The sequence below is a fragment of the Acinetobacter sp. AL9 genome (assembly GCF_041464035.1).
Lineage (GTDB): Bacteria > Pseudomonadota > Gammaproteobacteria > Pseudomonadales > Moraxellaceae > Acinetobacter > Acinetobacter towneri.
The window spans coordinates 38,273-58,286 of sequence record NZ_JAYFSK010000009.1; the positions used below are offsets into that span (position 1 = coordinate 38,273).

Consider the following 20,014-nt stretch of genomic DNA (forward strand, 5'->3'; position numbering starts at 1 on the left):
GAATCCTGTTTTTGTCATCATCCGTTGCATCTGCACAGCATCACGTCTTGTTGTTTTGTAATCCCTAAGTCCTAGTGCAATCAACCTAATTTTTCAGCTTTGTTAGGTGTTTTTAGAAAAGCTGTTAAAAATCAAAAACACCTAAGTTCAAATTAGCTCGCTTAAATTTAAGTCAGCACCGCGTTGGCTCTAAAGTAGCAAAAAAAATCTAGCCATTAAAATGACTGGATTTTTTTATTCCGCTGCAAAAGTGCGAATTACGACTCAGTTGGCGGAGTTACTTTTTTAGGTGGACGGCCACGTGGACGACGCGGACGCGCAGTTTTCTCTTTCTCTGCTTTGTCCTGTTCAGATTCAGCAGTTTCGACTGGGTCATCTACTGCTAATTCCGCTTGTACAGGTGCGACCACTTCAACGGCAGTTTCTTCTTGCGCTGCTGCAGTTTCAGTGACAGCTTGTGCAAGGTCGTCTTGCGCGTTCAACTCAGGCTGAGTAGCTTCAGTTGTAGCCACTGCTTCAGGGTTTACTTCTGTAGTTGCTTCGACTTCAGTGCTTACTGTTGCAGACGTTTCTACCGTAGAACTTGCTTCTACAGATCCTTCTGTAGCTGCCACAACTTCAGTCGTTGGCTCTGCTGCAGGTGTGCTTTCCGCTTCAGCTTTTTCTACTGCCTGTGCTTGCTTGGCTTGTTCCAATGCTTGCTCAGCAGCTTGTTTGGCTAAACGACGACGCTCACGCGGATCGTTGGCAACACGCTTATCTGACACTGGTTTTGGTGGTGTTAGGTCTAACACAGGTGCAGGCTCAGCTTCAGGAGCAGCTTTGGCAACTTCCACATCACGTGTGACAGGTTTTTTCTCTGCCACAGGCGCAGCTGTTGCAAGCGTTGCCGCATATTCATCGGTGAACTTTTGCAAAGCACGATTGAACGTTGGAATTAAACCAAACTGTTCAATCAGGACTGAGCAATCTTCACCATAGACGTGGCGAATCAGACTACCAATGCTGTATTGCGCTAAAGTTGGCACCTGTGAAGGCGTTAACTTTGGTGCAGCTGCTTGCTGTGCTTGAGCTTCACGTTGCTGACGACGACGCTGACGCGGATCGTTGCTGGCACGTTTTGCAGGCGCAGTCGGTTGTGCTTGTACTTCCGCAGGTGCAGCTGTTTCTTCTGCAACAACTGGAGCAGCTTCTACCGCAGCAACAGCTTGAGTTGGTTCAGCAACCGTTTCAGGCACAGTTGCTTCTACTGCTGTGACTGGTTCAGCCGCTAATGGCGCAGCATTCAATGCCACAATTTCAGTTTGAGCCTGATCGACATTCACCACCAAAGCCGTCGTGTTGAACTCTTGACGCGGTGCATCAATTAAGTCCACTTTCGGCTGATTAGAAGCCACTGCGGTAGGTGCTTGCTCATTCAATACGCTTGGGTCGCGGTGACGATTTGGGCGTTCTGGACGAGGCTGGTTACGACGGTCACGACGTGGCACGGCATTTTGCTGCTCATTGTTATTTTGAGCTTCTTGCTGCTGCGGTGCTTGGTCATTGCTGTGCTGACGACGAGAATTGCGTTTGTTTTCACGCGCTTCCTGACGTTGCTCCTGACGCGACATCTGAACCACTTCTTCATGCACTTGATGTTGTTGATTGTCGTGCTGAGTTTGTGGCTCACGTTGCTCTTTGTGCTTGTTGTTATTGTTGTTGCTATGACGCGGCTTTTTGTTGTTGTGACGCGGAGCTGGTTTGTCTTCACGTTCAGCAGATTTCTCTGCAGAGTCACGTTCAGTTTTTTGTGCCACTGTCGATGGTGCAAGGTATACATTTTGACTGCTTGCAGCAGGGGCAGCAGATGCAGTTGCAATTTGACCAAACTGACCACGGCTCACGGCACCGCTATTTACCATTTGCTCAATGGCTGCCGCCGCATTGTTGGCACTACGTGCTTGATCAATAGTGCTGGCTTGCTTTTGAACAAACAGGTTTTCTAACCATGCACATGGGCTTGCAGCTGTTGTGGCTGCCGCAGGTGCAAGCTGCTGTTGTGCAGATGCTTTATTTTGCTGTGCTGCTTGTGGTTTTCTTGCAGAAGTTTTTTCTGCCGCAGGTGCAGCAGCGTGGCTGTGCGATTGATCGGCTTCTTCTAAATGCCATTCAGAAGATTCATAACCCAACTCTTTTTCGCTTGAACGAGTTGCTTCAGTACGTTCATAGCTGGTTGGTGCAAAGCCTTCAGGATTATACGAAATTTCGTAATGCGGGGTTTCTAAGTGTGGGTGAGGTAATACAGTCACACGCACATTTGAAGTTTGCTCAAGGTAAACCAGACTGTGACGTTTTTCATTCAGTAAGAATGCTGCAATTTCAACAGGTACTTCGACTTGAACTTCACCATGACGTTCACGCAGGGCAATTTCTTCCACTTTACGCATAATTGAAAGTGAAAGAGAGCGTAGGTCACGTACCATGCCTGTACCGTGACAGCGTGGGCAAACGTAACCAGTCGCTTCTTCAAGTGATGGACGTAAGCGCTGACGGCTCATTTCCATTAAACCAAAACGTGATAATTGACCAAATTGAATACGTGCGCGGTCACTTTGTGTCGCTTCACGAAGTTTGGCTTCAACCATACGTTGGTTGCGATCTTTGGACATGTCGATAAAGTCGATGACCACCAAACCACCGATGTCGCGTAAACGCAATTGACGCGCAATTTCTTCGGCAGCTTCAAGGTTGGTATTAAGCGCAGTATCTTCAACATCTTGACCACGGGTAGACTTAGCCGAGTTGATGTCAATTGAAACTAATGCTTCAGTTTGGTCAATGACAATTGAGCCGCCTGAAGGCAATTTAACTTCACGCTCATAAGCTGTTTGAATTTGGCTTTCGATACCAAAATGCGCGAATAGCGGCTCATTTAAAGTATAGGTTTTTAGCTTGTCTAACTGACGTGGCATCACGGCTTTTACGAAGTTATAGGCTTCGTTATAAGCTTGTTCTGAGTCAATTAAAATTTCGGCAACATCATCACGTAAGTAGTCACGAATCGCACGTGTCACCACACCTGCTTCTTGGTGTACCAACATTGGCGATGGGCCAGAGCTTGCGGTGTTTTGAATTTGCGCCCAAAGGTCAAGCAAGTGTTGTAAATCAAGCTGTAATTCTTCTTGTGAACGACCAATGCCCGCAGTACGTACAATCACGCTCATGCCGCGTGGCACGTTTAAAGATGCCAACATTTCTTTGAGTTCTTCACGCACAGAACCTGAAATTTGACGACTGATACCGCCACCTTTCGGGTTATTTGGCATAAGCACTAAATAACGACCAGCCAAAGAAATGAAGGTAGAGAGCGCAGCACCTTTGTTGCCACGTTCTTCTTTTTCTACCTGTACCAAAAGCTCAGTGCCTTCAGTGATCAGTTCACGAATATTAGAAGTTTGGCGAGGGTCGGCTTTGTAATAAGAGTTTGCGATTTCACGCATCGACAGGAAGCCTTGGCGACCTGCACCGTATTCAACAAATACGGCTTCTAAAGAAGGTTCTACACGGGTCACATGACCTTTGTAGATATTCGATTTTTTTTGTTCACGGGTACGATTTTCTAAATCGAAATCGTAAAGACGCTGACCAGTGACAAGTGCAACGCGAATTTCTTCGGCATGTGTTGCATTAATCAACATACGTTTCATGGGTGTAACACCTAATAGTGATACACAGCAAAAAATCGCTAGACACGTAGCGAACATCAAGCATCACGGATCAACTGCTCAGATCTCAAAAAAACCAATTGTGGTCTGAGTTTTTTTACCGGCCTTTTTGTGTGGGGCTGCGGTGTATGATTCACGTATTGATGATGGCAATACGGCTTTAACCTTTAAACGGATAAAGTCACCTGATCGCTTCACTGGCGGACGAGCGGTGTATTGGATGTGTGTAACTTTCACTGTCACATTGCTCGAAGATCATCTCTTCTTTCATAGATAGAGTGTCTTGATACGGAATTATCGTCGTATCTTTACAAATTGTGCAGATCCAATACATCAAACGCTTTAGCCTGAAGTGGTTTTCAGGGTGCGACTAATCTGATGTGTATCAGTTTACGTTTAAAAACCAACTAGAGTTGGCGACATATTTTTTCAGGCAAACTGATTTATGTACCTGAGGTACAATTAAACGCAACAGTTTGCTTTTTTGCCGATATAATAAGCCTTCGGCGTCGGCATAATTCTTTTGGGACCTGCTCGTATGTAGTGGGATGTTGGTTGATTGCTCTATTTCAGAAAAAACTGAAAAGATTCAACGTGAACCCACTGACGATGGTTTCCGTGCGCTGACTATATCAAACCTTGCATCATCTGCCTATGGGCTAAGCTTATGTTTCTTGTGTAAAGCATAGCCTAAATGATCAGTTTTTAATCAATTTTAGTATTTTATTAGGTCTCTTAACTGTATGAATTCTACCCAACAATGGCAAAGTGTCACTTGGTTTGAAGTGGATGAGCATCAAGCGGGTCAACGCATCGATAATTTTTTGTTTAGTCGTTTAAAAGGGGTGCCTAAAAGTCGCATCTATCGTTTGATTCGTGAAGGGCAGGTGCGGGTCAATAAAAAGCGCATTAAAGCAGAAACCAAACTGAATATTGGCGATCAAATTCGTGTGGCGCCGATTCGCTATGAACAAAAAGACGACAGTGCTGCTCCAATTTCAGACAAGGTGGCACAGGGTTTATTGAGCCGTGTGATTTATGAAGATGAAGGCTTGATGGTGGTGAATAAACCTTCGGGCATTGCAGTCCATGGCGGCAGTGGCGTTGCCTACGGGTTGATTGAAGGCTTACGTGCTGCGACAGGTAAAAAATATTTGGAATTGATTCACCGTATTGACCGTGATACTTCAGGCTTGGTGATGATTTCCAAAAAACGCAGTACCTTAAAAACCCTGCAAGATTTATTGCGCGAACATAAAATCCAAAAAACTTATGCTGCGATTGTCAAAGGGCAGGTGAGTTTGGATCAACAATTGATTGATGCGCCGTTGCATCGTTATGAATTGGCGAATGGCGAACGTCGTGTACGTGTATCTAAAGAAGGTAAAGAGTCTAAAACCCAGTGGAATGTGGCTGAGCGTTTTATGCATGCAAGCTTGGTATATGCTTCGCCATTGTCTGGACGTACCCATCAAATTCGTGTGCATGGTTTAAGTATTGGGCATCCGCTAGTAGGTGATGATAAATATGGTCATCAAACTGAATATCGGGGTCCTGCGCCACGTCGTTTGTGCTTACATGCCATGCGTTTGGAAATTCCAGGCTATCCTGTGATTGAAGCGCCTTTACCTGAAGATATGCAGAGTTTGGTGGCGCAGTTGAGAGCGCAAAAGGCGGATAAGCCGACGGCGCCACCTGAGTTTTAATTTTTGTAACTCTCTGTTGTGCGATAGCAGCTTGCTTCTTTTTAAAGATGAGGAACATTGTTTCGCAACAAGGAGATGAGGTTTTTAGGGGTAATTCACAGCCACATTTTATAGTTTTTAATTTAAATTTTTGGTGTATAGGCTATGCCTTACTTTTCAAAGATGAAAAGTAACAAAAAACTTTTGTTTCGCTGATGGAACATCTCTGTGCCACAGCGAAACGGCGACATCCATGTCGCCCTTCGCGTATCGAATATTTGTTGTGATATATGTGCTGATTCTTGGTCGTTTATCCTTTTGAGTTAAGGTAAAGCGAGGGAATTTAAAAGCCGAATCAAATTTAGGAACCTAATATGAATAAACCTGTAGAACTCATCATTTTTGATTGGGATGGCACCTTATTTAATTCCGTCGGTCAAATTGTGGCGAGTTTGCAGTTCGCAGCACAACAATTTCAGCAACCCCTGACCGATGCTGCGGCTAAAAGTATTATTGGTTTGGGTTTGCCTGAAGTGGCACAGCGTTTATTTCCTGAAGTGCCAGAGCTGCATCAAGCGATTTTGCAGTGCTATTCAGAACACTATGTCGAACACTCAAAAACCGATGCTTGGTTTGAGGGTGTGGCAGATATGCTCGATGAGTTGTCAGGTTTGGGACTGAAATTGGCAGTGGCAACAGGCAAAAGCCGTAAAGGTTTAGACCGAGTGTTGGCGCAAACCAAAAGTCAGGATTTGTTTGTGGCGACACGTGCTGCAAGTGAAACCAAATCTAAACCTGATCCTTTAATGTTGCAGGAAATTTTGAGCAGTACCGATGTGCAGGTCGAGCAAGCGATTATGGTGGGTGATACTTCTTACGATTTGGAAATGGCACAAAACATTGCCATGCCGCGTGTAGGCGTGAGTTATGGCGTGCATAGTGTAGAGGTGTTGCAGCGTTATCAGCCTTTAACCATTGCAGATGATGTGCCGAGTTTGCATGATTTTTTAGTGCAGCAATATCGTTTACGTCAGGCGAGTTAAACCCAGTAAAACAATTTAGATGAATTTGAAATTAGAGTAACTTGAAAAATTTCAGGTTGCTCTTTTTTTATGTACTTTTGGGAGCGTCATAAAAAGGCTTAGCTTTTAGTCTAAAGTTAGGATTAAGACATTTTAAGATTGCTGCGAATTGCCGAGTCAATGACTCGGAAAATAATGTCATAGCCTACAGACAACTGTTTTGCTTGCTTTTTATAAAAATAGATTAATAGCTAATAGCTATTGAAAAAAAGAAAATAAGTATTGGCATAAACCCGCCATTTTTCCGATTCTTAATCAGTTTACATACCTCTGAGCTGGATAGCTTGTCCTGAGAATGGACAAGATCGGGGTCATCATCCCTATTTTCTATTATTACCTTTCCAACATCTCGGGGTATATGCCCAATTTTTGCAGTTTAAGGAAACATTGATGTCGAATTCTGCTGTTGTTGAATCAGTTGCGCAAGCATTACGTACTGCCGAACTCTCTCAAACTGCGATTGCGCCAATCCGCCCAGAACTTGGTGGTGAAAGTGCTGACGTAGATATTGCCTATGCCGTTCAAGAAGTGAATACCGAACGTGCCTTAAAAGAAGGTCGTCGTTTGGTGGGGCGTAAAATTGGTTTGACCTCTAAAGTGGTTCAAGCACAACTGGGTGTAGATCAGCCTGACTTTGGCATGTTGTTTGCCGATATGGCTTATGGTGATGGTGAAGCGATTCCTGCAGGTTTGCTGATTCAGCCAAAAGTAGAAGCAGAAATTGCATTGGTGATTAACCAAGATCTAACCAAAGAAAAACACACGTATGCGGATATTATCAGCGCGACTGAATATGCCTTGCCTGCCATTGAAGTGGTCGATAGCCGTATTGAAAACTGGAAAATTAGTTTGATTGATACCGTGGCCGATAACGCATCTTCTGCTGCATTCGTTCTAGGTTCAAAACCAGTCAAGCTAGAAAATCTGGATTTGGTGAACTGCAAAATGGTGATGACCCGTGGTGAAGAAGTAGTTTCTCAAGGCGTGGGTAAAGCTTGTTTAGCAAATCCATTAAACGCTGCCGTGTGGTTAGCCGATGAAATGGTGCGCCGTGGTCGTCCATTGTTAAAAGGCGACATCATCTTAACTGGTGCTTTAGGTCCTATGGTTGTTGCACAGCCAGGTGAAGAATTTAAAGTCGAAATTGAAGGCTTTGGTTCAGTGACAGCTGCGTTTGCTGCGGAATAAATCGAGATTCTAAGAGAGTACATGCATGAAAAAGATTAAATGTGCAATGATTGGTCCAGGTAATATTGGTACAGATTTGCTTTATAAATTACAACGCAGTGAATGGTTAGAGCCTGTGTGGATGGTGGGAATTGACCCAACATCTGAAGGTCTAGCTCGTGCGGCAAAAATGGGTTTAAAAACCACAAGTGACGGTGTAGATGGTCTTCTTCCTCACGTACTTGAAGATGACATTAAAATTGCTTTTGATGCAACTTCCGCTTATGTGCATGCAGAAAACAGTCGCAAACTGAATGAACTTGGCGTGTTGATGATTGACTTAACGCCTGCAGCAATTGGCCCATTCTGCGTACCACCAGTGAACCTTGAAGCGTTGCTACAAGCGGGCGAAGTGCCAAACGTCAACATGGTGACTTGTGGTGGTCAGGCAACAATTCCTATGGTGGCTGCAGTTTCTCGTGTTCAACCTGTGGAATACGGTGAAATTATTGCAACGGTATCGACTAAATCTGTGGGGCCGGGTACACGTAAAAACATTGATGAATTTACCCGTACCACTGCAGGCGCGATTGAAGAAGTTGGCGGTGCAAAACAAGGTAAAGCCATCATCATCATTAACCCAGCTGAGCCACCTTTAATGATGCGTGATACCGTTCACTGCTTGGTAGAAGGTGAGCCAGATCAGGCAGCGATTACAGAATCTGTGCATGCCATGATTAAAGAAGTGCAAAAATATGTACCAGGTTACAAACTTGTAAACGGCCCTGTTTTTGATGGCAACCGTGTTTCAATTTTCTTGGAAGTTGAAGGTTTGGGTGATTACTTGCCTAAATACGCAGGTAACCTAGACATTATGACTGCAGCGGCTGCACGTACTGCAGAAATGTTTGCAGAACACGTTTTCAAAACTGCTGAAGCTTAAGGAATACCAAAATGTCTAAGATTATTATTAATGATATGACTTTACGTGATGGTATGCACCCAATGCGCCATCAAACCACACCAGAGCAAATGGTTGCGATTGCCACTGCTTTGGATGATGCAGGTGTGCCTTTAATTGAAGTCACACACGGTGATGGCTTAGGTGGTAACTCTGTGAACTATGGTTTTGCAGCCGCTACTGATGAAGAATATCTGAAAGCAGTGATTCCAAACCTGAAACAGGCAAAAGTTTCTGCACTGTTATTGCCAGGTATTGGAACAGTTGATCATCTGAAAATGGCGCATGATGTAGGTGTGGCAACCATTCGTGTGGCGACACATTCGACTGAAGCAGACGTTTCTGAACAGCACATTACTGCAGCACGTAAACTGGGTATGGATACTGTGGGCTTCTTGATGATGGCGCACATGGCTTCTCCTGAAAAATTGCTCGAAGAAGCACAAAAAATGGTGTCTTACGGTGCAAACTGTATCTATGTAACAGATTCTGCAGGCTATATGTTGCCTCAAGATGTGACTGATCGCGTAGGTATTTTACGTGCCAACCTCGGCTCAGACATCGAAATTGGTTTCCATGGTCACCATAACTTGGGCATGGGCGTTGCGAACTCTGTATCGGCTGTGACCGCAGGTGCAACCCGTGTTGACTTGGCTTCGGCTGGTTTAGGTGCAGGCGCAGGTAATACACCACTTGAATTGTTTGTAGCGGTCGCAAACCGTATGCAAATGGAAACAGGTGTGGACTTGTTTAAAGTGCAGGATATTGCTGAAGACTTGATCATTCCAATGATGACGCATCAAATTCGTGCAGACCGTGATGCAGCAACTTTAGGTTATGCAGGTGTTTACTCATCGTTCCTATTGTTCGCAAAACGTGCCGAAGCAAAATATGGAGTATCTGCGCGTGAAATTCTACTTGAGCTTGGTCGTCGCGGTACGGTGGGCGGTCAGGAAGATATGATTGAAGACTTGGCATTGACTATGTCTAAAGCACGTGAAATGCAAGCCTAAGTTTTTAATATAAAGCAGGCTTGAATTAAGCACTCCAAATGCGTTTGGGGTGCTTTTTTATGCTGTGAAAGATGTAAAACGTGCTGAATTTTGTGCTGATTAAAATGTTTTTCTTATAAGTTGGGTTTATAGAAAATAACGCTAACACATGGGTTTAAAGTTAAAAAAGATTAATCCTTCACATGATGCAAAAAATAACAGCGTTTTTCACCTAAATTAAGCAGTGAATTCAAATAAAAATTCATTTAGTGAGGATTTTGAGCTTAATTTTTTATCGTTAAAAAGAATTAAAAAACTTGGAAAAAAGCTGCTCGATACAGAAAGTGCTGAATTTGTAGAAAAGCTTAATACTGTGGTCGGATTTTTTTCATGACAAGAGTTTTGCATGATGCCCAGATTCGCTTATTGGATGAATAGGAAAAACGCATGCATCGTCACAATTTATGGATAGCACTTTTTGCTGCGACAGCAACTTTAGGGACAACTGCAACTCAGGCAGATTTTATTGACGACAGCAATGTTCAACTTAAATTTAAGAATTTTTATTTAGATCGTCAAATTAAAGACAACCCTGCGGGGAACTTTGGTTCATGGTCACAAGCAGTCACCTTGGATGCTAAATCGGGTTATCACGATTTAGGCGTAATTCAGGTGGGTGCTGATCTTCTGGTTCAACACGCAGTAAAACTCAATGGTCGTGATAAAAATGCAGACTGGGTTTTGCCGCATGATGGTAAAGAGTCAAAAGATCATTTTGGTAAGGTCGGTGCAACTCTAAAAGTTAAATTTTCTGAAACTGAATTAAAAGTAGGTGACTTATTACCAATGTCACCTGTGGTGTTTTTTGACCCATCGCGTCAATTGTTAACGACTTATAGCGGTGCATGGTTAGAATCAAAGGATTTAAAAGATACTAAATTAACTTTGGCTTATTTAGACGGTATTAATGCACGTTATGATAACCAATACCAAGATTTTACGTTGTTCCCTCAAAATAATTTTTCTGCTGCTGAAGCGAATAAATTAAGCACAGACGATGGCATGTATCTTGTGGGAGTAGATCATCAATTTACCCCTAAAGTAGGTGGAAGTTATTGGTATGCGGATGTAACCAACATCTATCAACAACATTATGTCGCTGCAAACTATAAAACGACTTTGGCTGAAAAAACTAAGCTGGATACCCATGTACGCTATTTTGACAACAGCGAATCGGGTGACAAGCTGTATGGCAATATTGACAGCCAGGCCGTGTCTGCGGGTGCAAAAATCAACAATGGGATGCACACTGTACAGTTAGGTTATCAACAAATGTTTGGTGAGCACGGTACAAAAGCCCCAATGTTCCCGACCTTGGGCGGGTGGGTGCCGCAGCCTTACTTAGACAACTGGTCTGTGGCGAGCTTCATTCGTAAAGATGAGCGTTCTTGGAGTTTGGGTTATACCTATAATTTTGCTGATGTGGGTGTTCCTGGTTTAACAGCGACAGTACGTCATTTCCGCGGTGACAATATCGATCTGGGCGCAGGCAAGCCAGAAGGTAAAGAAAACGAAACGAATGTAATCGTAAATTATGTTGTGCCTGAAGGTAAACTTAAAGGACTTGGTTTTCAGTACATGTTCATCGATACCAACTTTAACTTTGCGAATGACTTAGAAGAACACCGTATCGCCACGACTTACACTTATAAATTCTAAACCGAGATAAAAATCAGAGCGGCTTTTTATAGTCGCTCTTTTTTTAATATTTACTGAATAAATACCTTATAGAAGTTAAGACTTTTATTTTATTAAAGTTATAAAATTCAAAGAGTTGTTTAATCGTTTTTTTATGGGTTGTGATCGTAAATTTGTATCAGTTGATGCTGTGTGAACAGGTAATATAAGCCTGTAAAAAGTAATGTTGAATGAGTCCACTTGACGTCAAATTCTATACCTAGAGCCAAACGCAAGCTAAAGACTGTACGAGGAGTATATATGAGCACTGTTCAAATCCCTGACTATACAACAGATCCATTCTTTGGCTTAGAAGATAAATGGATTGAAACAGCAGAAGGCGAATTAACGCATTATCACGAAGTGGGTGAAGGTACACCTATTCTATTTTTACACGGTTCAGGTACAGGCGTATCGGCTGCTGCAAACTGGTGGTTAAACTTGCCACAAATTGGTGAGCAAGCACGTTGTATCGCCATTGATACCATTGGCTATGGTCAAACTGTGGTTGCACCGGGAACACAATATGGCATCCGTGCATGGGTCGATCATGCTGTGCGTACTTTAGATGCCTTAGGCATTGAAAAAACTTGGTTGGTGGGTAACTCGTTGGGTGGCTGGTTGGCATTCCAGTTGGCATTGGACTACCCAGAGCGTGTTCTTGGTATTATCTCGATGGGTACAGGCGGTGCAAAACAGACTGCAGCCCTCAAAGCGCATGCAAATCCTGTATTGACTGAAGAAGGCATTAAAAAGACGCTTTCAATGTTCGTGGTAAATAAAGACTTGATTACAGATGAGTTGGTCAAAGTCCGTTTTGCTTCTGCAAAAAATGACTATGCTTCAGACCGTTTAATGGATGTTGTGGGCGCGCGTGACCGTGACCGTTTCGAGTTCCCACTCGACTTTGACAAAATGAAAGACATCACTGTGCCTGTATTGCTGATTCACGGTACACAAGATGTGGTGATTCCAGTATCGCGTACATGGGATATTTTAAATATTGTGCCACATGCCGATGCACACATTTTCAGCCAATGTGGTCACTGGTCACAGGTTGAAAAAGCGGAAGAATTTAACACTGTGATTAAAAACTACTTAACTGCACGTGGCGTAAATTAAGCGCAGTGAGGTAAAAAAGGATGGCAATTTGCCATCCTTTTTTATGGATGTTTTATGTACCCAATTTAGTGCTGAATAAAGCTCGCGACCAAGTTAATGCAAATTGCCAAAATAGTGGTATTAAAGCTATAAGCCAAAATAATATGTAGCGTGTTCAGTACCCGCATGGGTTGTGAGCTAATCGAGACATCGGCGGTTTGTGCAGATGTACCAATCACATAGCTGAAATATAAAAAGTCAGGATAGGTTGGATGCGACGTCTTGGGAAAATCCAAACCACCTTCTTGCTGCTGTTGCAGTGCCAAATAATAGTCATGCGCATAGTGAATCGCAAAAATGGTGTGCATAAAAAACCAAGCACATAAAATAGTGGTAATGGATAAAATAAAATGTCCCATGCGCACAAACTCACTTTGTGCAAATAAATTCACCTCGACAATGATCGCAATAAAGCACATCACTAAGGTTAGAAATACCAAGAATAAAATCAGCCATTTGCTGGCATCTTGTTGTTGGGCACGTTGTAAAATATGTGCATGATCGCTGTGCCACAAACTGCGCATGGTTAAAACCAAATAGCAGGAAATCGCGATATTCCAGCTAATCAATAAACAGCTTGACCATGACCATGCAGTGAGGGTCTGAAAAATAGCATACAGCACAATGGTAATCACAAAACTGATAAAAAAATAAGGACGATATTGAATCCCTGTTTTCATTCTGCTGAAGGGTGTTTTTATCATTCTTGATCCTTTCTGGATGTGCAATCTAAAGGTGTTACTGCCTGTTATCATCGGCTTAATTTTAGAAAATAGCGATGGGGTGTCTATTTTAACTTATTAGACTTAAGTTGTAATTTGCAGGAAATGTGGTAGCGAAGCGAGGAAAAAGCAGACTGCAAAAATGCGAATGTTTGAGTGTAAGAATGAGCAGTAGTTCAGAAAAAGATTAAAAAAATAAGTTTAGACTTAAGTCTAAAGCTGTGTTTTAGCATTTAGGATGCACAAAAAAGTGCTTACTACATCAAGCAGCAAGCACTTTTGAAAGGTTGAAAAACGCGAGTGGTTTTAGAATTATTGTTCGCGGTTGATGTCCAAATAGAACACACGTGTGAGCAGTTCCATAAATTTCTGTACCGCAGCGGAATGGCTGTTTTTGCCGTAGCTGACGTATAAATCTAAATGTGGAAGTTCTACATCAAGTGGACGGATGACGGTATTTTCCATGGTTAGCGGAGCAACATAGCCCGGTAAAATGGTGCAACCCAAGCCCATACCAATCGAGTTGATATTAAATAAAATGTTGTCAGCTTTTTGCACAATGTTTAGTTCAATGTTGTGCTGTTTGGCAAAATCGACAATCAGGTGATGCAGATTATACGAAGCTTCTGCCGAAGGAATAATAAAATCAATACCATTCAATGCTTTGACAGGAATGCGTTCGTATTTTGCTAACGGATGATCTTTGGGCAAAATAAAAATTAACGGTTCACGCAGTACAAACTGGCTCTCAATTTCATCACTGTTGATATTGTGGCGGGTAAAGGTGATATCGAGTTCACCTTTTTTAATCATTTTCATTTGCTCAGTGTTGTTCAAACTTAGCAATTCAATTTTTAATTCTGGGTTTTGTACTCGTAAATTAGGCAGTACAAAAGGGAAAATTTTCATTTCTGCCACAGGAACAAAGCCAATACGCAGCATTTTCTGTTTGGCTTGTGACACCTGACGTGCCATGGCAACCGCTTTGTCGGCTTGCGCCAAAGTCAGACGCGCCTGTTCTAAAAATACAGCACCTTCTTCGGTTAGCTCGACTTTACGTTTGGTACGGTTGAGTAGCTTAACGCCGACATCTTCTTCTAAATCTTTAATTTGCTGACTCAGCGAAGGTTGAGCCGTATAAAGTTTAAGTGCGGCTTTACTGAAGTTGAGTTCTTCAGCAACGGTAATGAAGTAGCGAAGGTGACGTAATTCCATACAACCATTCCAAAGATTAATTCAAAATATGTCTAATTATAGATTAATAAAAGAATGATCTATAAACAACTATTCGGTGAGAATTATTGTGTCATTCACGAAGTAAATAGGGTTTCATCATTATGCAACGATTTAAATGCAAAATATAATGTTGGATTAATCTATAAAAACTATTAATTGAAACAAAAAAAATATTTCACTAAACGTCCCTAAAAAACCATTATCCATCAGAAGTTGAGTCTATTTACTTTGTGCCGTTGTTGGTCACAGGAGAGCTTTTCATGAGTGGAAAAATTGATGTGCGCGAAATCGACGTTTTAGTCGATGCACAAAATGGACGTATCACTCCATCTATTTATACAGATCCAGATATCTACGAATTAGAACTTGAACGTGTGTTCGGCCGTACGTGGTTGTTCCTGTGTCATGAAAGCCAAATTCCTAAAGCTGGCGACTTCTTCAACACCTACATGGGTGAAGATCCAATTATTGTGGCACGTCAAAAAGACGGTTCAATCAAAGCATTTTTAAACCAGTGCCGTCACCGTTCTATGCGTGTGAGCTTTGCAGACTGTGGTAATACCCGAGCATTTACTTGCCCATATCATGGTTGGTCTTACGGTATTGATGGTTCACTCAAAGATATTCCTTTAGAAGAACGTGCGTATCCACAAGGTGCTTGTAAAGAGCAATGGGGCTTGGTGGAAGTCAACCGCGTGAAGTCTTACAAAGGCTTGATCTTTGGTTGCTGGGATGAAACCACTCCAGACCTAGAAGAATATATGGGCGACATCGCTTGGTACTTAGATGGCGTGATTGACCGTCGTCCGGGTGGTACTGAAATTATTGGTGGCGTACACAAGTGGGAAATTGACTGTAACTGGAAATTTGCTGCAGAACAGTTTGCTTCTGACCAATATCACGCTTTGTTCTCACACGCCTCTGCCATTCAGGTACTTGGTGCAAAACCAGATGATGACAGCAGCAAACAATTAGGTGCAGCGCAAACAGCTCGTCCTGTTTGGGAAACTGCCAAAGATGCGATTCAGTATGGTTCACGTGGTCACGGTTCAGGTTTCTTCTTTACAGAAAAACCAGATGCAAACGTATGGGTTGATGGTGAAGTTGCCAATTACTTCCGCGAAACTTACGAAGAAGTGAAAGAGCGTTTAGGCGAAGTACGTGCTTTACGTCTTGCAGGTCACAACACCATGTTCCCAACACTGTCTTGGTTGAACGGTACTGCAACACTGCGCGTATGGCATCCACGTGGTCCAAACAAAACTGAAGTATGGGCATTCTGTATTGCCGATGCTGAAGCACCTCAAGACGTGAAAGAAGCATTTGAGCGTTCTGCGACACGTGCCTTCGGTCCTGCAGGTTTCTTAGAGCAAGATGACTCTGAAAACTGGATTGAAATTCAAAAAGTATTGCGCGGCTATAAAGCACGTCAAAACAAGCTCATTGTCGAAATGGGTAAAGGCAACGAAAAAGTACGTGAAGATGGTATTCCAGGAATCACCAACTACATTTTCTCTGAAACTGCAGCACGTGGTATGTACCGCCGTTGGGCAGACTTGCTGATCCATGAAAAATGGGAAGACGTTGAAAAAGCAGCTGACGAATACGAGAAGGAGCTAATGAAATGAGTCAAATCAGTTTAGAACTTCAACATGAAGTGAGCCAATTCTTGTATCGCGAAGCAAAATTGCTAGACGACTGGAAATTCCGTGAGTGGTTAGACCTCATGGCAGAAGACATTTCTTATACCTTGCGTACTACACCAAATGCGCAAACCCGTGACCGTCGTCGTTCAGTTGAACCACCTACAACTTGGGTGTTCAACGACAACAAACACTTGCTTGAGCGCCGTGTTGCACGTCTGGAAACAGGTATGGCATGGGCTGAAGAACCTCCGTCACGTACCACGCATATGGTCAGCAACGTGATTGTTGAAGCGACAGAGGTCGAAGGTGAATACGACGTACACGTAACTTACTTGTTGTACCGTACTCAAAAAGAGAAAGACGTGACTATTTACTGTGGTAAGCGCCATGACAAAATCCGTCGTGTTGAAGGTGGCTTAGGCTTCCAGATCTTCAACCGTAAGATTGTACTTGACCAAGTAACCTATAACTCACACAACCTGAGTGTATTCTTCTAATGAATAAAATCTTTGTTTGCCAAGTTGACGAATTAGACGAAGGCGAAGCGTTAAAAGTGGATTGCGGTGTGAACGGTATTGAAGCACTGGCAGTATTCAACAACGGTGGTGAGTTCTTTGCCATGAATGACCGTTGTTCACACGGCAATGCCTCAATGTCTGAAGGTTATCTTGAAGATGATGGCACAGTTGAATGCCCACTGCATTCTGCACGTTTCTGTTTAAAGACTGGTCAAGCATTATGCTTGCCAGCCACCGACCCGATTCAAACTTTCCCTGTGGTGGTTGAAGACGGCGCGTTATATGTAGAAATGGCAGGAGAGTAAGCATGGGTTGGCTAAAAGGCGAAGTGGCACTGATTACAGGTGGCGGTTCTGGTTTAGGTTGGGCTTTGGTCGAGCGCTTTCTTGAAGAAGGTGCGCATGTGGGCGTGTTACAGCGCTCACAATCTAAAGTCGATGCTTTAAAAGAACGTTTTGGTGATCAAATCGTGGCAGTCGCTGGTGATGTTGCCAACTATGCAGACAATGTCCGTGCTGTGCAGGCCACTGTGGAGCGTTTTGGAAAGCTGGATTGCTTTATTGGCAATGCAGGGATTTGGGATCACTACGCAGATATCGTCAATACGTCTGGTGAGCAGCTTGAAAAAGCCTTTGATGAAATCATGGGCATCAATACCAAGGCGTTAATCTTGGGGGCAAAAGCAGCACTGGATGAGTTGGTGAAATCTGAAGGTTCTATCATCTTAACCTTATCCAATTCTGCGCTGTATTCTTCAGGCGGTGGTCCTGTTTACACTGCATCTAAACATGCAGGTGTTGGCATCATGAAAGAGTTGGCTTATGAATTGGCACCTAAAGTACGTGTCAATGCTGTTGCGCCTTCAGCGATGAATGTCAATATTAAGGGCGCAGCATCTTTAGGTCAGGAAAACCTAGGCTTACTCGATGCACGTGATCCTGAAAAAATTGCACGCGGTATGCCGCTGAATTTCTTGCCTGAGCCAGAAGACATGACTGGTTCGTATGTGCTCTTGGCATCGCGTCAAAATAACCGTGCGCTGACTGGCGTTCTGATCAATGCAGAATGTGGTTTGGGTATTCGTGGTTTGCGTCAACCACGTGCAGGTTTTTTTGACGAATAAAATTGAGTCTAAATTCAATAGACGAATCGGCAGCCTTTCTCTGGGCTGCCTTCCTTATTTAGGAGTCTTTCATGGCCGTTAAACTCATTTGTGCATCGCACAGTCCTTTAATGGAATTTGCAACACCGCAAGATCAATCTAAAGAACAAAAAGTTCGTGCTGCCTTTGAGCAACTTTCTGCCGAAGTCAAAGCATACGATCCAACCCTGATCATTACCTTTGGTCCAGACCATTTCAACGGTTTCTTTTACGATTTGATGCCAAGTTTCTGTGTCGGTATTCGTGCTACGGCTGCGGGTGACTGGGACTACGGCAAAGACAACAACCGTATTGATGTGCCTGAAGACAAAGCCTTGGCGATGGTGCGCCGTGTGTTGGATGAAGGTGTAGATGTTGCATATTCGTATCGTATGCAGGCCGACCATGGGGTGACTCAGCCATTACACTTTTTGTGTGAGGGGCAGCTAGATCGTTATCCAACCATTCCCGTATTTATTAATGGCGCTGCAGCACCGATGCCAACCACCAAGCGTACCATTGCTTTGGGTCGTGCTGTGGGTCAATTCATCAAGTCGTTGAATCTTGAAAATGAGCGCGTTTTGGTCTTGGGTACAGGTGGTCTTTCACACGATCCACCAACGCCACAAATGGGTTCAGTACCGCCTGAAGTTGAAGAATTTTTAATTGCAGGTCGTAATCCAAGCCCTGAAGCACGTCATGCACGTCAGGCCAAAGTGATTGCAGTCGGTCAGAAACTTGCTGCAGGCGATACTTCTGTGGCTGTACCGTTAAGCCCTGAGTGGGATATTGCCTTGCTTGAAAAATTCAAACAGGCAGACTTTGCAGCTATGGAAGCCATGACCGAAGCTGAAATTCGTCGAGATGGTGGTCGTGGTGGTCAGGAAGTCCGTTCGTGGATGGCTGCTTTTGCTGCGTTAGATGAACTGGGTGCGTATGAAATGACCACGCATTGCTATGAAGATATTAGTGAGTGGATTGCGGGCTTTGGCATCGTATCTGCCGAGTTAAAAGGTTAAGCCCATGAGTGTAGAAACAATTGTGATTGTGGGGGCAGGTCAGGCAGGGGCAAGTGCCATTCTTGAGCTGCGCGGCAATCAATATGCAGGCAACATCATCTTAATTGGCGATGAAATACATTTGCCTTATGAGCGTCCACCGCTGTCTAAAGATGTGATTTTGCGTCCTGAAGAAACCAAAATCGAGATTCTGTCGGAAGAAAAATTGGCAGAACTAGGTGTGACCACTATTCGTGGCAATGGCGTGAGCAAAATCAATGCCGAAGCACATACGGTTGAATTGCAAAATGGTGAGGTTATTGCCTACGACAAGTTGTTACTTGCCACAGGCGGTGCTGCACGTCGCTTGCCAAATTTTGATGCCTTAGGTAAACACGTTTACACGTTGCGTAATCTTGAAGACTCGCAAGCCTTAGTCCCTGTATTACAAGCGGGTCGTCGCATCATCTTAATTGGTGGTGGTGTGATTGGTTTAGAGTTGGCATCTTCAGCACGCTTTAAAGACTGTCAGGTAACTGTCATTGAAATGGGACCAATGGTGATGGGACGTTCATCACCACTCATCTTGAGTGAGTTTTTACTGCAACAGCAGTTATTGGCAGGAGTTGATGTACGTCTGTCTACGCAAATTGCAGATTGCAAGCTAGATGGTGAAGAAATTGTCGTGACCTTAGAAGGTGGCGAAGAACTACGTGCCGATGCGGTGATTTACGGTATTGGCATTATTCCAAACGCACAATTGGCAGTTGAAGCAGGTTTAGATGCAGACTTTGCGGTGCATGTGAATGAAAACTGTCAAACCTCAAACCCAGATATTTATGCCGCGGGCGATGTCGCATCACAACTGCGTGAATGTGGCAACCATCGTCGTGTAGAAACTTGGGAAAATGCCAACCTGCAAGCAGGTATCTTCGCGCGTCATGTGATGGGCGTGGAACATCCTGTAGCCAATCCTGCTTGGTTCTGGACTGATCAACTCGACATTAACTACCAGTTTGTAGGAGATATGTCAGCAGCAGAATGGCATGTGCGTGGTGAGATGGATGCTGCCAAACGCAGTGAGTCTTCATTCGTATTGTTTGGTGTGACCGATGGCGTGATTGTCGGCGGAATTACCGTCAACTCAGCCAAAGATATGCGTCACTTGAAAAAGATGATTGCCAAGCAAGCTACTTTTGAAGCAGACAAATATTTAGATGTGAGCCAAGACCTTCGTAAATTGGTGAAGTAAGCTTGAACT

16 protein-coding genes are annotated in these 20,014 nt (G+C 43.6%); 13 read left to right on the plus strand and 3 right to left on the minus strand.

The annotated features are described in order from the left end of the window. Positions 1 to 257 precede the first annotated feature (257 nt). Positions 258 to 3,689: an Rne/Rng family ribonuclease gene (locus ACEO2X_RS03560; RefSeq protein WP_371971090.1), complete on the minus strand. Its 3,432-nt coding sequence runs from the start codon at positions 3,687 to 3,689 to the stop codon at positions 258 to 260. Between the two features lie 761 nt (positions 3,690 to 4,450). On the opposite strand from ACEO2X_RS03560, the gene ACEO2X_RS03565 reads away from it, so the two are divergent. From ACEO2X_RS03565 to ACEO2X_RS03595, 7 genes are all read left to right on the plus strand, one after another. After that, the gene (locus ACEO2X_RS03565; protein ID WP_178318628.1) at positions 4,451 to 5,413 is read left to right on the plus strand and encodes an RluA family pseudouridine synthase; all 963 of its coding nucleotides are present in this window, start codon (positions 4,451 to 4,453) and stop codon (positions 5,411 to 5,413) included. A gap of 353 nt (positions 5,414 to 5,766) precedes the next feature. Continuing rightward, a complete protein-coding gene (locus tag ACEO2X_RS03570) occupies positions 5,767 to 6,435 on the plus strand; it encodes an HAD-IA family hydrolase (protein ID WP_178318627.1) in 669 nt (222 codons plus the stop codon). Positions 6,436 to 6,864: 429 nt separating this feature from the next. Further along, positions 6,865 to 7,662 carry a 2-keto-4-pentenoate hydratase gene (locus ACEO2X_RS03575; protein ID WP_004976036.1) on the plus strand — a complete coding sequence of 266 codons (798 nt, stop codon included), beginning with the start codon at positions 6,865 to 6,867 and terminating at the stop codon, positions 7,660 to 7,662. Positions 7,663 to 7,687: 25 nt separating this feature from the next. Continuing rightward, positions 7,688 to 8,584, plus strand: coding sequence for an acetaldehyde dehydrogenase (acetylating) (locus tag ACEO2X_RS03580; protein WP_178866053.1), 897 nt, complete (start codon positions 7,688 to 7,690; stop codon positions 8,582 to 8,584). A gap of 11 nt (positions 8,585 to 8,595) precedes the next feature. Beyond that, entirely contained in the window at positions 8,596 to 9,615 is a 1,020-nt protein-coding gene (dmpG, locus tag ACEO2X_RS03585; protein ID WP_004976038.1) for a 4-hydroxy-2-oxovalerate aldolase, read from the plus strand. A gap of 426 nt (positions 9,616 to 10,041) precedes the next feature. Beyond that, positions 10,042 to 11,313: an OprD family outer membrane porin gene (locus ACEO2X_RS03590; RefSeq protein WP_371971091.1), complete on the plus strand. Its 1,272-nt coding sequence runs from the start codon at positions 10,042 to 10,044 to the stop codon at positions 11,311 to 11,313. 279 nt (positions 11,314 to 11,592) lie between these two features. After that, entirely contained in the window at positions 11,593 to 12,453 is an 861-nt protein-coding gene (locus tag ACEO2X_RS03595) for an alpha/beta fold hydrolase (protein ID WP_004976044.1), read from the plus strand. A 65-nt stretch (positions 12,454 to 12,518) separates the two neighbouring features. Here ACEO2X_RS03595 and ACEO2X_RS03600 read toward each other — a convergent pair whose 3' ends face one another. Then, the gene (locus tag ACEO2X_RS03600; protein WP_096901303.1) at positions 12,519 to 13,196 is read right to left on the minus strand and encodes a DUF1345 domain-containing protein; all 678 of its coding nucleotides are present in this window, start codon (positions 13,194 to 13,196) and stop codon (positions 12,519 to 12,521) included. Between the two features lie 330 nt (positions 13,197 to 13,526). After that, the gene (hcaR, locus tag ACEO2X_RS03605; protein WP_004976051.1) at positions 13,527 to 14,429 is read right to left on the minus strand and encodes a DNA-binding transcriptional regulator HcaR; all 903 of its coding nucleotides are present in this window, start codon (positions 14,427 to 14,429) and stop codon (positions 13,527 to 13,529) included. A 281-nt stretch (positions 14,430 to 14,710) separates the two neighbouring features. Here hcaR and hcaE point away from each other — a divergent pair, with 281 nt between their 5' ends. The 6 genes from hcaE to hcaD all read left to right on the plus strand — a co-directional run bounded on the left by hcaE (position 14,711) and on the right by hcaD (position 20,005). Further along, positions 14,711 to 16,078, plus strand: coding sequence for a 3-phenylpropionate/cinnamic acid dioxygenase subunit alpha (gene hcaE / locus ACEO2X_RS03610; protein ID WP_180186916.1), 1,368 nt, complete (start codon positions 14,711 to 14,713; stop codon positions 16,076 to 16,078). Then, a complete protein-coding gene (gene hcaF / locus ACEO2X_RS03615) occupies positions 16,075 to 16,593 on the plus strand; it encodes a 3-phenylpropionate/cinnamic acid dioxygenase subunit beta (RefSeq protein WP_104853007.1) in 519 nt (172 codons plus the stop codon). The genes hcaE and hcaF overlap by 4 nt, the downstream gene beginning before the upstream one ends. Continuing rightward, positions 16,593 to 16,919, plus strand: a complete 327-nt coding sequence (gene hcaC, locus ACEO2X_RS03620; RefSeq protein ID WP_004976057.1) for a 3-phenylpropionate/cinnamic acid dioxygenase ferredoxin subunit — start codon at positions 16,593 to 16,595, stop codon at positions 16,917 to 16,919. The genes hcaF and hcaC overlap by 1 nt, the downstream gene beginning before the upstream one ends. A 2-nt stretch (positions 16,920 to 16,921) precedes the next feature. Continuing rightward, a complete protein-coding gene (gene hcaB / locus ACEO2X_RS03625; RefSeq protein WP_004976058.1) occupies positions 16,922 to 17,737 on the plus strand; it encodes a 3-phenylpropionate-dihydrodiol/cinnamic acid-dihydrodiol dehydrogenase in 816 nt (271 codons plus the stop codon). A 71-nt stretch (positions 17,738 to 17,808) separates the two neighbouring features. Next, positions 17,809 to 18,774: a 3-carboxyethylcatechol 2,3-dioxygenase gene (locus ACEO2X_RS03630; RefSeq protein WP_004976064.1), complete on the plus strand. Its 966-nt coding sequence runs from the start codon at positions 17,809 to 17,811 to the stop codon at positions 18,772 to 18,774. 4 nt (positions 18,775 to 18,778) lie between these two features. Then, positions 18,779 to 20,005 carry a 3-phenylpropionate/cinnamic acid dioxygenase ferredoxin--NAD(+) reductase subunit gene (gene hcaD, locus ACEO2X_RS03635; protein WP_180158784.1) on the plus strand — a complete coding sequence of 409 codons (1,227 nt, stop codon included), beginning with the start codon at positions 18,779 to 18,781 and terminating at the stop codon, positions 20,003 to 20,005. The last annotated feature ends 9 nt before the right edge of the window (positions 20,006 to 20,014 follow it).

Excerpts from the sequence above, each read along its gene's own strand:
- hcaF (WP_104853007.1), top strand. The coding sequence starts at position 16,075 with ATGAGTCAAATCAGTTTAGAACTTCAACATGAAGTGAGCCAATTCTTG.
- ACEO2X_RS03565 (WP_178318628.1), top strand. The coding sequence starts at position 4,451 with ATGAATTCTACCCAACAATGGCAAAGTGTCACTTGGTTTGAAGTGGAT.
- hcaC (WP_004976057.1), top strand. The coding sequence starts at position 16,593 with ATGAATAAAATCTTTGTTTGCCAAGTTGACGAATTAGACGAAGGCGAA.
- hcaE (WP_180186916.1), top strand. The coding sequence starts at position 14,711 with ATGAGTGGAAAAATTGATGTGCGCGAAATCGACGTTTTAGTCGATGCA.
- hcaB (WP_004976058.1), top strand. The coding sequence starts at position 16,922 with ATGGGTTGGCTAAAAGGCGAAGTGGCACTGATTACAGGTGGCGGTTCT.
- ACEO2X_RS03590 (WP_371971091.1), top strand. The coding sequence starts at position 10,042 with ATGCATCGTCACAATTTATGGATAGCACTTTTTGCTGCGACAGCAACT.
- hcaR (WP_004976051.1), bottom strand. The coding sequence starts at position 14,429 with ATGGAATTACGTCACCTTCGCTACTTCATTACCGTTGCTGAAGAACTC.
- ACEO2X_RS03560 (WP_371971090.1), bottom strand. The coding sequence starts at position 3,689 with ATGAAACGTATGTTGATTAATGCAACACATGCCGAAGAAATTCGCGTT.
- ACEO2X_RS03575 (WP_004976036.1), top strand. The coding sequence starts at position 6,865 with ATGTCGAATTCTGCTGTTGTTGAATCAGTTGCGCAAGCATTACGTACT.
- ACEO2X_RS03595 (WP_004976044.1), top strand. The coding sequence starts at position 11,593 with ATGAGCACTGTTCAAATCCCTGACTATACAACAGATCCATTCTTTGGC.
- dmpG (WP_004976038.1), top strand. The coding sequence starts at position 8,596 with ATGTCTAAGATTATTATTAATGATATGACTTTACGTGATGGTATGCAC.
- ACEO2X_RS03600 (WP_096901303.1), bottom strand. The coding sequence starts at position 13,196 with ATGATAAAAACACCCTTCAGCAGAATGAAAACAGGGATTCAATATCGT.
- ACEO2X_RS03580 (WP_178866053.1), top strand. The coding sequence starts at position 7,688 with ATGAAAAAGATTAAATGTGCAATGATTGGTCCAGGTAATATTGGTACA.
- hcaD (WP_180158784.1), top strand. The coding sequence starts at position 18,779 with ATGAGTGTAGAAACAATTGTGATTGTGGGGGCAGGTCAGGCAGGGGCA.
- ACEO2X_RS03570 (WP_178318627.1), top strand. The coding sequence starts at position 5,767 with ATGAATAAACCTGTAGAACTCATCATTTTTGATTGGGATGGCACCTTA.
- ACEO2X_RS03630 (WP_004976064.1), top strand. The coding sequence starts at position 17,809 with ATGGCCGTTAAACTCATTTGTGCATCGCACAGTCCTTTAATGGAATTT.